The sequence below is a fragment of the Streptomyces sp. NPDC058221 genome, assembly GCF_042882365.1.
In the GTDB taxonomy this organism is placed as follows: Bacteria; Actinomycetota; Actinomycetes; order Streptomycetales; family Streptomycetaceae; genus Streptomyces.
In genome coordinates this window covers 29,792-41,542 of the sequence record NZ_JBHVWF010000062.1, presented here as the reverse complement: position 1 = coordinate 41,542, position 11,751 = coordinate 29,792, and the positions used below count along the sequence as shown (strand labels likewise).

The following is an 11,751-nucleotide window of genomic DNA, read 5'->3' as shown; positions in this document are numbered from 1 at the left end:
ACTTCTTTCGAGCAGGGGAGACCCCACTCCTCCCGTAACCGGGGGCTCCGCCCCCGGCCCCCCGCTCCTCAATCGCCGGAGGGGCTTGAGTGTGCCCCGGCGGCGCTTGGATTCGGCCCGGACGGGCTTGAATGCTCCCTCGTCAAGGAGGCCTTGTGAGTACGCCTTATCCCTTCACCGCCATCGTCGGGCAGGACGATCTGCGGCTCGGGCTGCTGCTCAACGCGGTGAGCCCCGCCGTGGGCGGCGTCCTCGTGCGCGGCGAGAAGGGCACCGCCAAGTCCACCGCCGTGCGGGCCCTGGCCGCGCTGATTCCCGAGGTGTCCGTCGTCCCCGGGTGCCGGTTCTCCTGCGCTCCCGACTCCCCCGATCCGGCGTGTCCCGATGGCCCCCACGAAGGCGGGTCCGGCGTGTCGCGGGCCGCGCGGACCGTGGAGCTGCCCGTCGGCGCCTCCGAGGACCGGCTCGTCGGGGCGCTCGACATCGAGCGGGCGCTCGCCGAGGGCGTGAAGGCCTTCGAGCCGGGGCTCCTCGCCGACGCGCATCGCGGAATCCTGTACGTGGACGAGGTCAACCTCCTCCACGACCATCTGGTCGACCTGCTGCTGGATGCCGCCGCCATGGGCGCCTCCTACGTGGAGCGCGAAGGCGTCTCCGTACGGCACGCCGCGCGCTTCCTGCTCGTCGGGACCATGAATCCCGAGGAGGGTGAGCTACGCCCTCAGCTCCTCGACCGGTTCGGGCTGACCGTGGAGGTCGCCGCCTCCCGTGAGACCGATCTGCGGGTCGAGGTGGTGCGGCGACGGCTCGCGTACGACGACGATCCGGCCGCGTTCGCCGCCCGGTGGGCCGACGAGGAAGGCGCGTTGCGGTCCCGGATCGTGGCCGCCCGTGCGCTGCTGCCGCAAGTCCGGCTGGGTGACGGCGCGTTGCGGCAGATCGCCGCGACCTGTGCGGCCTTCGAGGTCGACGGGATGCGGGCCGACATCGTGATGGCCCGCACCGCCACCGCGCTGGCCGCCTGGGCCGGTCGTACGGACGTGCTCGCCGAGGACGTACGGCAGGCCGCGCTGCTCGCACTCCCCCACCGGCGCCGGCGCAACCCGTTCGACGCGCCGGGGCTCGACGAGGACAAGCTCGACGACACGCTGGAGCAGAACAGCGGCGAGGACGACGATCCGGACCCGGACGGCCCCGGTGGCGGTGGCCGGCCGCCGCAGGGCGACGGGCCCGACACGCCGCCGCAGGGCGAGGACGGGGCCGACGACACGCCCGCGCAGTCCGTGCCCGAGCAGGGCGGGGAGAAGGAACAGGGGCAGGCCGGCGGAAGCGGCGAGCAGCAGCCCGTGCGGGCCGGTGAGCCGTTCCGCACGAAGATGCTGAGCGTGCCGGGTCTGGGCGAGGGCGCGGCGGGGCGGCGGTCCCGGGCGCGTACCGAGCACGGGCGGACGACCGGTGCCCGGCGGCCGCAGGGCGCGCTGACGAAGCTGCATCTGGCCGCGACCGTGCAGGCAGCGGCCCCGCATCAGCGGGCACGGGGCCGGTCCGGGCGGGGTCTGGTGGTGCGGCGGGACGATCTACGGCAAGCGGTACGAGAAGGTCACGAATCCAATCTCGTCCTGTTCGTCGTGGACGCGTCCGGATCGATGGCAGCCCGGCAGCGGATGACCGCCGTGAAGGGCGCGGTGCTGTCCCTGCTGCTGGACGCCTACCAGCGGCGCGACAAGGTCGGGCTGGTCACCTTCCGGGGCAAGGACGCCGAGGTGGTGCTGCCGCCGACGTCGTCGGTGGACGCTGCGGCCGCACGGCTGGAGACGCTGCCGACCGGGGGCCGCACCCCGGTGGCCGCCGGGCTGTTGAAGGCCCATGACGTGCTGCGGGTGGAGCGGCTGCGCGATCCGTCGCGACGGCCGTTGCTGGTCGTGGTGACGGACGGGCGGGCGACAGGCGGTCCGGAGCCGGTGGCGCTGGCCGCGCGGGCGGCCCGGCTGCACGAGGCCGAGGGCACGGCGTCCGTCGTCGTGGACTGCGAGTCGGGTCCGGTGCGGCTCGGTCTCGCGGCGGGTCTCGCGGGCGAGCTGGGCGGCACCGCCGTCACGCTCGACGAGCTGCGGGCCGACTCGATCGCCGGGCTGGTCAAGGACGTTCAGGACAGCAGCAGGAGGGCAGCGTAAATGCCGCAGGGACAGCCGGTCAGTGTGCCGGACGACGGGCTCACCACCCGGCAGCGCCGCAACCGGCCGCTGCTGGTGGTGCACACCGGCATCGGCAAGGGGAAGTCGACGGCGGCCTTCGGGCTTGCCCTGCGCGCCTGGAATCAGGGCTGGCCGATCGGGGTCTTCCAGTTCGTGAAGTCGGCGAAGTGGAAGGTCGGCGAGGAGAACGCGCTGAAGGTACTCGGCGCGAGCGGCGAGGGCGGGTCCGTCGCCTGGCACAAGATGGGCGAGGGCTGGTCCTGGGTCCAGCGGGATCAGCAGCTGGACAACGAGGCCGCGGCCCGCGAGGGCTGGGAGCAGGTCAAGCGTGACCTCGCCGCCGAGACGTACCGGCTGTACGTCCTCGACGAGTTCGCCTACCCGATGCACTGGGGGTGGGTCGACACCGACGAGGTGGTCGAGGTGCTGCGTGACCGGCCCGGTAACCAGCATGTGGTGATCACCGGGCGCAACGCGCCGGCCCCGCTGGTGGAGGCGGCGGATCTGGTGACCGACATGTCGAAGGTCAAGCACCCGATGGATACCGGGCAGAAGGGCCAGAGGGGCATCGAGTGGTGAATGTTCCGCGTCTGGTCATCGCCGCACCGGCGTCCGGCAGCGGCAAGACCACCGTCGCGACGGGCCTGATGGCAGCCTTCGCCGGGCGCGGGCTCGCCGTGTCCGGGCACAAGGTCGGGCCCGACTACATCGACCCGGGCTACCACACCCTCGCCACGGGGCGGCCGGGGCGGAACCTCGACGCGTACATGTGCGGGCCGGAGCTGATGGCTCCGTTGTTCGCGCACGGTGCGCAGGGCTGTGACCTGGCGGTCGTCGAGGGTGTGATGGGGCTGTACGACGGGGCGTCGGGGCAGGGTGAACTCGCCTCGACGGCGCAGGTCGCGAAGCTGTTGCGGGCGCCGGTGGTCCTCGTCGTGGACGCGTCGTCGCAGTCGCGGTCGGTGGCGGCGCTGGTGCACGGCTTCGCCTCGTGGGATCCGCAGGTGCGGATCGGCGGGGTGATCCTGAACAAGGTCGGCTCGGACCGGCACGAGGCGCTGTTGCGTGAGGCCCTGGACGAGTCCGGGGTGCCGGTGCTCGGGGTGTTGCGGCGGGCGGAGCAGGTGGCTGTGCCGTCGCGGCATCTCGGGTTGGTGCCGGTGGCTGAGCGGCGGGGCGATGCGGTGGCCGCTGTCGCGGCGATGGGGGCGCAGGTGCGGGGCGGGTGTGACCTGGATGCGCTGCTGGCTCTGGCGCGGTCTGCCCCTCCTGTGCCGGGTGAGGTGTGGAGCGCGGCGGAGGCGGTGGGCCCCTGCGGCGAGGCTGTTCCCCTACCCGCCCCTTCCCGTAGCCGGGGGCTCCGCCCCCGGACCCCCGCTCCTCAAACGCCGGAGGGGCTGGGGGGTACGCCGGAGGGGCTGGGAACGGTGGTTGCCGTCGCCTCCGGGTCCGCGTTCACCTTCTCCTACGCGGAGCACAGCGAGCTCCTCACTGCCGCCGGAGCCACCGTCGTGCCCTTCGATCCGTTGCGGGACGAGGCTCTGCCCGAAGGGAGCCGGGGGCTTGTCATCGGGGGTGGGTTTCCCGAGGTGTACGCGCCCGAGCTGTCCGCCAATGAGCCGTTGCGCAGGGCCGTCGCCGAGCTGGTGGCGTCGGGGGCGCCGGTGGCCGCCGAGTGTGCGGGGCTGTTGTATCTGGCGCGCTCGCTCGACGGGCTGCCGATGTGCGGGGTGCTGGCGGCCGAGGGGCGGATGTCGGAGCGGCTGACGCTCGGTTACCGGGACGCCGTGGCGATCTCCGACAGTGTGCTCGCGGCTGCCGGGACCCGGATGCGGGGGCACGAGTTCCACCGCACCGTGCTGGAGCCGGGGGCGGGTGACGCACCGGCCTGGGGCATGCACCTGCCGGAGCGGCGCGTGGAGGGGTTCGTGCAGCGGGGCGTGCACGCGAGTTATCTGCATACGCATGGGGCCTCGGCGCCCGGTACGGCCCGCCGATTCGTTGAGAGGTGCAAGGGATGAACGAGGGACGAGTGATGCGCACGCTGGTCGGGGTCGGCGTCGGGCCCGGTGATCCGGAGCTGGTGACCGTCAAGGGGGTCAACGCGCTGCGGGACGCCTCCGTGGTCGTGGTGCCCGTGATGGACACCGGTGAGCGGGGGCGTGCCGAGGCGACCGTGCTGCATTACGTCGGTGCCGAGAAGGTCGTGCGCGTGGTGTTCGCCCTCAACGAGCGGACGGACCGGGCACGCCGGGAGGCGGCGTGGGACGCGGCGGGGGCGCGGGTCGCGGAGTTGCTGCGTACGCATGGTTCGGTGGCGTTCGCGACGATCGGCGATCCCAATGTGTACTCGACGTTCACCTATCTCGCGCACACCATCGGTGAGCTGCTGCCGGGCACGGCCGTGGTGACGGTGCCGGGGATCACGGCCATGCAGGATCTGGCCGCGCGCAGCGGTGCGGTGCTGACCGAGGGCACCGAGCCGTTGACGCTGGTGCCGGTGACCGCCGGGGCGGCCGTGCTGAAGGAGGCCCTGGAGGGGCCCGGGACGGTCGTCGCGTACAAGTTCGGGCGGCTGGCCGCAGAGGTCGCGACGGCGCTGCGCGAGACGGGACGGACCGGGGACGCGGTGTGGGGTTCGGCGCTCGGGCTGCCCGAGGAGTCGATCCGGCCCGCGGCGGAGCTGGCCGACGGGCCCCTGCCGTATCTCTCCACGCTGATCGCGCCCGCACCGCGCGACGGCGGGCGGGGCGGCAAGCTGTGAGGCGGTCAGCCCGCGACGCCCACCACCAGCCAGATGAAGCAGACTCCGGCGACCGTGCACAGCAGCGTGGAGCGGGCCGGGTGGTCGTGGTGTGCCTCGGGCAGGATCTCGGCGGCGGCCAGGTAGAGCAGCGCGCCGCCGAAGAAGCCGAGATAGCAGCCGAGGAGTTCCTCCGGAAGGGTGAACAGAAGCGTCGTCGCCGCACCGACGACGGGCGCCGCCGCGTCCGCGTACAGCATCGTGAGGGCCTTGCGGCGGGCGTTCCCGTACAGGCTGGTGATCGTGTACGTGTTGAAGCCGTCGGCGAAGTCGTGGGTGATGACGGCGAGGGCGACGGCCGCGCCCATGCCGCCGCCGACCTGGAAGGCGGCGCCGAGCGCCACGCCGTCCATCAGGCTGTGGCCGACCATCGCCGCCGCCGCTGTCATTCCGACCTGGGGCACGCGTTCCTCGCTCGCGCCGTGTGCCGCCTGGCGTACCGCGAGCAGCCGCTCCACGAGATGGGCGACGAGGAAGCCGCCCACGAACAGCAGCAGGGCGGCCGGTACGCCGAAGACGTGGCCGCCCGCGGCCTCGATCGCCTCCGGGAGCAGGTCGAGGCCGACCACTCCGAGCATCAGTCCGCCGGCGAAGCCGAGTACCAGGTGGCGGCGGTCGGTGACGCGCTGGGCGACCCAGCCACCGGCCAGGGTCATCAGGAACGCGCCGAGCGCGACGAACACCGCCATGGGCTCTTGCTAGCCGATTGACCCCGGTGCCCGCATCTTTGGGCGCCCACTGTCATGTCCCGTTGTTTCTTGTCCCGAAAGGACCGTTCCATGTCCGAAGCAGTCGACGCAGCCGGCGCAGTCGCCGCGCCCACCCGCGGCACCGTGACGTTCGTCGGTGCCGGCCCCGGCGCCGCCGACCTGCTGACTTTCCGGGCGGCACGGGCCATCGCGGACGCCGACATCGTGATCTGGGCGGCGAGCCTGGTGCAGGCCGAGGTCCTCGATCACGCCAGGGAGGGCGCCGAGATCCTCGACTCGGCGCAGATGTCCCTCGAAGCGGTGGTCGAGGTGTACCGGCGCGCGGCGGACGAGGGCCTGAAGGTGGCCCGTATCCACTCCGGCGATCCGGCCCTGTGGGGCGGTACGCAGGAGCAGGTCGACCGGTGCGGTGAGCTGGGGGTCGCGGTCGAGATCGTGCCCGGGGTCTCCTCGTTCTCGGCGGTCGCGGCGATCGCACAGCGCGAGCTGACCATTCCGGAGGTGGCGCAGTCGGTGATCCTGACCCGGCTCGGCGGCGGCAAGACGCCGATGCCGCCGGGCGAGGACGTACGGGAGTTCGCCCGGCACGGCACGACGATGGCGCTCTTCCTGTCGGCGGCCCGGTCCGGCCAGCTGACGCAGGAGCTGCTGGAGGGCGGCTACCCCACGTCCACGCCCGTCGTGGTCGCGTACCAGGCGACGTGGCCGGAGGAGCTGATCCTGCACTGCACGATCGGGACGCTGGAGGAGACGGTCAAGGAGCACAAGCTCTGGAAGCACACGCTCTTCCTCGTCGGCCCCGCCCTGTCGGCGTCGGGCACCCGTTCGCACCTCTACCACCCGGGTCACTTCCACGGTTACCGCAAGGCCGACAAGGCGGCCCGTGCCGAGCTGCGCGCCCAGCGGTCCGGCTCGTGATCCGGGTCTTCGGTACGGGGACGGGGGTGCCGCTCCCCGCCGACGCGGGGGAGGCGCTGGACGGGGCCACGCTGGTGGTCGGGGCGCGGCGCCATCTGGACGCCGCGTCGCTCCCGGAGCGGGCCGGCCGGGTGGTGCTGGGGCCGCTGGCCCCGGCGCTCGACCGGATCGGCAAGGAGCTGGCCGGGGACGGGGCCCGGGTGGTGGTGCTGGCCTCCGGTGATCCGGGGTTCTTCGGGATCGTGCGGGCGCTGGCGGAGCGGTTCGGGCCGCATGCGCTCGATGTGCGGCCCGGGGCTCCCTCGATCGCGGTCGCGTTCGCCCGGCTGGGGATCCCGTGGGACGACGCGGTGGTGGTCAGCGCGCACGGGCGGGATCCGCGCACCGCGGTGAACGTGTGCCTCGCGCACCCCAAGGTCGCGGTGCTGACCGGGCCCGGTGCCGGGCCTGCCGAGCTGGCGGCCGGGCTGGCGTACCGGAGCGGGGAGCGCGTCCTGGTCGTCGCGACGGCGCTCGGGGACCCGGAGCACGAACGGGTCGAGCGGCTGACTCCCCGGGAGGCGGCGGCCCGGGAATGGCCCGACCCGGTGAGTGTGGTGCTCTGCCTGGACGAGGCGGCGGCCCTGTCGCCGGTACGGACGGTGGCGGGTCCGGCCGCCGGTCCGGCCGGGTGGGCGCTGGACGAGGCGGAGTTCGAGCATCGCGACTCGATGATCACCAAGTTCGAGGTGCGGGCGCTGGCGCTGGCCAGGCTCGGGCCGCGCACCGGTGATCTGGTCTGGGACATCGGTGCCGGTTCGGGGTCGGTGGCGGTGGAGTGCGCCCGGCTCGGGGCGGCGGCCGTCGCCGTCGAGAAGACGGCGGACGGGGTCGAGCGGGTCCGGGCGAACGCGGCCGCGCACGCGGTGTACGTGCGGGCGGTACACGGTGCCGCGCCGACCGTGCTGTCCGATCTGCCCGACCCGGACGCGGTGTTCGTCGGGGGCGGCGGCAGTGAGCTGCCCGCGATAGTGGCCGCCTGCGCCCGCCGGGCGAGGCGTGCCGTGGTGGTCGCGGTGGCCGCCCTGGACCGGGTGCCGCCGGTGCGGTCGGCCCTGGCCGCCGCCGGGTTCGAGCCCGAGGGGGTACTGCTCCAGTCGTCCCGGCTGGCGCCGCTGCCCGGTGAGGTCACCCGGCTCGCCGCGGCCAACCCGGTCTTTCTGCTGTGGGGCACCCGCCCCGCGGTTCGTGCGAGTGAAGGAGCAGTCCAGTGATCGGCCTCATCTCCGCGACGGCGGCGGGCGCCGTCGCCCGCGACCGGCTGGCCGCGGCCTGGTCCGGCAGTGCCGTGGTCTACGAAGGCCCGGTGCGCGAGGCCGTGCGGCGGGCGTTCGCCGAGTGCGAGCAGTTGGTGTGCTTCCTCGCGACGGGGGCCGTGGTGCGGCTGGTCGCACCTCTGCTGGCGGACAAGGCGACCGATCCCGGGATCGTCTGCGTCGACGAGTCGGGGCGCCATGCGGTGGCGCTGCTCGGCGGGCACGGCGGCGGGGCGAACTCCCTGGCGGTGGCGGTAGGTGAGGTGCTGGGCGCGGCGCCGGTGGTGACGACGGCGACGGACTCGGTGGGGATCGCCGGTCTGGACATGCTCGGGCTTCCCGTGGAGGGCGATGTCGCGGGGGTGTCGCGGGCGATGCTCGACGGTGCGCCGGTGGCGTTGCGGGCGGACGCGGTACGGCCGTTGCCGGCGCTGCCGCCGAATGTGAGCTCCGGGGCCACGGGTCCCGTGGCGCTGCACATCACGGACCGGATCGTGGAACTCGGTGCGCGGGAAGCCGTGTTGCGGCCCGCTTCGCTCGCCGTCGGGGTCGGCGCGTCCAAGAACGCCCCCGAGGAAGAGGTGCTCGGGCTGATTCGGGACGCGCTGGAGGGGGCCGGTCTCTCGGCCTCGAGCGTCGCGGAGCTGGTGACCGTGGACGCGAAGGCGCAGGAGCCGGGCATCGTGGCCGCCGCCGCGCGGCTCGGGGTGCCGCTGCGGACGTATCCGGCCGAGGAGCTGGCCCGGATCGAGGTGCCGCACCCCTCCGACGCGCCGCTCGACGCCGTCGGCACGCCCTCGGTCGCGGAGGCCGCGGCGCTCGCCGGGGGCGGCGAGCTCCTCGTACCGAAGCGGAAGTCGCAGCCCGAGGGGCGGGCGGCGATGGCCACCTGTGCGGTGGTACGCCGGGCTCCGCGCGGGCGTCTGGCCGTCGTCGGGCTGGGCCCCGGCGCCCGCGATCTGCTGACGCCGCGCGCCCGCGAGGAGCTGCGGCGGGCCTCGGTGCTGGTCGGGCTCGACCAGTACGTCGACCAGATCAGGGACCTGCTGCGGCCCGGCACCACAGTCCTGGAGTCGGGGCTGGGCGCCGAGGAGGAGCGGGCCCGTACCGCGGTCGCCGAGGCGCGCAGGGGACATGCCGTGGCACTGATCGGCAGCGGTGACGCGGGCGTGTACGCGATGGCCTCGCCCGCCCTCGCCGAAGCCGGCGCCGATATCGATGTGGTGGGCGTGCCGGGGGTGACGGCCGCGCTGGCTGCCGCCGCGATCCTGGGCGCTCCCCTGGGCCATGACCATGTCTCGATCAGCCTCTCCGATCTGCACACGCCGTGGGAGGTCATCGAGCGCCGGGTGCGGGCCGCGGCCGAGGCCGACATCATCGTGACGTTCTACAACCCGCGCAGCCGGGGCCGCGACTGGCAGCTCCCGAAGGCGCTGTCGATCCTGGCCGGGCACCGGGAGCCGGCCACTCCGGTCGGAGTCGTACGCAATGCCTCCCGCCCCGACGAGAGCAGCCGGGTGACGTCGCTGGCCGGACTGGACCCGGCGACGGTCGACATGATGACGGTCGTGACCGTCGGCAACACGGCCACCCGGGAGATCGCGGGCCGCATGGTGACCCCGCGCGGCTACCGCTGGCAGTCGGCCACGGCCGCCCCGGCGGACGGAACAGCCGGGTGAACCGCCCCGCCGGCCCGCAGCACCCCGCCACCCCCCATGAACACCGAGGAGAACCTGTGAACACCCCTTCCGCCCAGCCCGCGCTGCTGATCGCCGGCCACGGCACCCGGGACGAGGGCGGGGCCGCCGCCTTCCGCGACTTCGTGGCCGAACTGGGCGCCCGCAACCCGCAGCTGCCCGTCGCGGGCGGCTTCATCGAGCTGTCGCCGCCGCCGCTCGGCGACGCGGTGACCGAGCTCGTCGAGCAGGGCGTCAAGCACTTCGCCGCCGTCCCGATGATGCTGGTGTCCGCCGGGCACGCCAAGGGCGACATCCCGGCGGCGCTGACCCGGGAGAAGGAGCGCCACCCCGGTATCTCGTACACCTACGGGCGTCCGCTGGGCCCGCATCCGGCACTGCTGAGGGTGCTGGAGCGGCGGGTGGAGGCGGTGCTGGGCGACACCGACCGCTCCGAGGTCACCGTGCTCCTGGTCGGGCGCGGCTCCACCGACCCGGACGCCAACGCCGAGGTGTACAAGGCGGCGCGGCTGTTCTGGGAGGGCCGGGGGTATGCGGGGGTGGAGACGGCGTTCGTCTCGCTGGCCGCGCCCGATGTGCCGGCCGGTCTGGACCGTTGCGTGAAGCTGGGTGCGGGGCGCATAGTCGTTCTGCCGTACTTCCTCTTCACCGGCATTCTGCCGGACCGGGTGCGTCACCAGACCGGCGAGTGGGCCGCCGCCCGTCCCGAGCTGGATGTCCGGTCGGCCGAAGTGATCGGCGCCGCGGAGGAACTGCTCGATCTGGTCATGGAGCGCTACCGGGAGGCCGTCAAGGGCGATCTGCGGATGAACTGCGACTCTTGCGTGTACCGGATCGCACTGCCGGGCTTCGAGGACAAGGTGGGACTGCCGCAGCAGCCGCACTTCCACCCTGACGACGACGGCCATCACCACCACCCCCACCATGGCGGTCATGCACACTCCCACTGAACGCCCCGACGCCACAGGCGCGGGCGCGCACGATCTGCGGCATCACGGTGACGCGGAAGTACGGGGACGGGGCCGGGATCTGACCGATCTCGCCGTCAACGTACGGGCCGGTACCCCGCCGGCCTGGCTCAAGGAGCGGATAGCCGCGTCGCTGGGCTCGCTCGCCGCCTACCCGGACGGGATTCCGGCGCGTGCGGCGGTCGCCGCGCGGCACGGGCTGCCGCCCGAGCGGGTCCTGTTGACCGCTGGTGCGGCGGAGGCGTTCGTGCTGATCGCACGCGCGCTGCCGGCCCGGCGTCCGGTCGTCGTCCATCCGCAGTTCACCGAGCCCGAGGCCGCCCTGCGCGCGGCCGGGCACGAGGTGGGACGCGTGCTGTTGCGGGCCGAGGACGGCTTCCGGCTGGATCCGGCCGCCGTTCCCGCGGACGCCGATCTGGTGGTGGTCGGCAATCCGACCAACCCGACGTCCGTCCTGCATCCCGCGGCCGTACTGGAGCAACTGGCCCGCCCCGGGCGAACGCTGGTGGTCGACGAGGCGTTCATGGACGCGGTGCCCGGTGAGCGCGAGGCGCTGTGCGGCCGTACGGACGTCCCCGGGCTCGTCGTCCTGCGCAGCCTCACGAAGACCTGGGGCCTGGCCGGGCTGCGGATCGGGTATGTGACGGCCGCGCCCGAGACCGTGCGCACGCTGGCGGAGGCGCAGCCGCTGTGGCCGGTGTCGGCGCCGGCACTGACGGCCGCCGAGGCGTGCGTGGAGCCGCGGGCGCTGGCCGAGGCCGCAGCGGCGGCGGACCGCATCGCGGTGGACCGGTGCCATCTGGTCGCGGGGCTCCGTGAGTTCACCGAGATCCGGGTGGTGGAGCCGGCCGAGGCCCCGTTCGTCCTGATCCGGCTGGAGCGGGCCGCCGAGATACGGGAGCGGCTGCGGATGCTGGGCTTCGCGGCCCGGCGCGGTGACACGTTCCCGGGGCTGGGCGAGGACTGGCTGCGGCTGGCCGTGCGCGACCGTACGACGACCAACCGGTTCCTGCAGGTGCTCGACCAGGCGGTGCAGGCGCTGACCACCGTCGGCCGGTGACGCTTCCCGTCCGGCCGGTGTCGTCCCACGGGCGGGGGGGTGGTTGGGGGCCCCCGCCCACCACACCCCCCCCCCCCCAAGACACCCCAGGAGGACCCCGCGGAA

10 protein-coding genes are annotated in these 11,751 nt (G+C 73.8%); 9 read left to right on the top strand and 1 reads right to left on the bottom strand.

Annotated elements, in window-relative coordinates:
• Window positions 1-155: 155 nt before the first annotated feature.
• Genes ACFVW8_RS20770 through cobI form a run of 4 tightly spaced genes read left to right on the top strand, consistent with a single transcriptional unit; the run spans window position 156 to window position 4,959 of the window.
• Entirely contained in the window at window positions 156-2,174 is a 2,019-nt protein-coding gene (locus tag ACFVW8_RS20770) for a putative cobaltochelatase (RefSeq protein ID WP_389692034.1), read from the top strand.
• On the top strand, window positions 2,175-2,774 hold the full coding sequence (gene cobO / locus ACFVW8_RS20765) for a cob(I)yrinic acid a,c-diamide adenosyltransferase (protein WP_389692032.1): 600 nt from the start codon (window positions 2,175-2,177) through the stop codon (window positions 2,772-2,774). It abuts the gene before it with no gap.
• Window positions 2,768-4,216, top strand: coding sequence for a cobyrinate a,c-diamide synthase (locus tag ACFVW8_RS20760; protein ID WP_389692030.1), 1,449 nt, complete (start codon window positions 2,768-2,770; stop codon window positions 4,214-4,216). The genes cobO and ACFVW8_RS20760 overlap by 7 nt, the downstream gene beginning before the upstream one ends.
• Window positions 4,213-4,959 carry a precorrin-2 C(20)-methyltransferase gene (gene cobI / locus ACFVW8_RS20755; RefSeq protein ID WP_389692028.1) on the top strand — a complete coding sequence of 249 codons (747 nt, stop codon included), beginning with the start codon at window positions 4,213-4,215 and terminating at the stop codon, window positions 4,957-4,959. Before ACFVW8_RS20760 ends, cobI begins: the two co-directional genes overlap by 4 nt.
• Window positions 4,960-4,964: 5 nt before the next feature.
• Here cobI and ACFVW8_RS20750 read toward each other — a convergent pair whose 3' ends face one another.
• Window positions 4,965-5,687, bottom strand: coding sequence for a ZIP family metal transporter (locus ACFVW8_RS20750; protein ID WP_389692026.1), 723 nt, complete (start codon window positions 5,685-5,687; stop codon window positions 4,965-4,967).
• Window positions 5,688-5,777: 90 nt separating this feature from the next.
• On the opposite strand from ACFVW8_RS20750, the gene cobM reads away from it, so the two are divergent.
• The 5 genes from cobM to cobC are packed head-to-tail and all read left to right on the top strand — an operon-like array spanning window position 5,778 to window position 11,646.
• On the top strand, window positions 5,778-6,626 hold the full coding sequence (gene cobM / locus ACFVW8_RS20745) for a precorrin-4 C(11)-methyltransferase (protein ID WP_389692024.1): 849 nt from the start codon (window positions 5,778-5,780) through the stop codon (window positions 6,624-6,626).
• The gene (gene cbiE, locus ACFVW8_RS20740; RefSeq protein WP_389692022.1) at window positions 6,623-7,879 is read left to right on the top strand and encodes a precorrin-6y C5,15-methyltransferase (decarboxylating) subunit CbiE; all 1,257 of its coding nucleotides are present in this window, start codon (window positions 6,623-6,625) and stop codon (window positions 7,877-7,879) included. The genes cobM and cbiE overlap by 4 nt, the downstream gene beginning before the upstream one ends.
• Entirely contained in the window at window positions 7,876-9,600 is a 1,725-nt protein-coding gene (gene cobJ, locus ACFVW8_RS20735; protein ID WP_389692020.1) for a precorrin-3B C(17)-methyltransferase, read from the top strand. The genes cbiE and cobJ overlap by 4 nt, the downstream gene beginning before the upstream one ends.
• Window positions 9,601-9,656: 56 nt before the next feature.
• Entirely contained in the window at window positions 9,657-10,568 is a 912-nt protein-coding gene (locus ACFVW8_RS20730; RefSeq protein WP_389692018.1) for a sirohydrochlorin chelatase, read from the top strand.
• Window positions 10,552-11,646, top strand: a complete 1,095-nt coding sequence (gene cobC / locus ACFVW8_RS20725; protein ID WP_389692016.1) for an Rv2231c family pyridoxal phosphate-dependent protein CobC — start codon at window positions 10,552-10,554, stop codon at window positions 11,644-11,646. Before ACFVW8_RS20730 ends, cobC begins: the two co-directional genes overlap by 17 nt.
• Window positions 11,647-11,751: the final 105 nt, after the last annotated feature.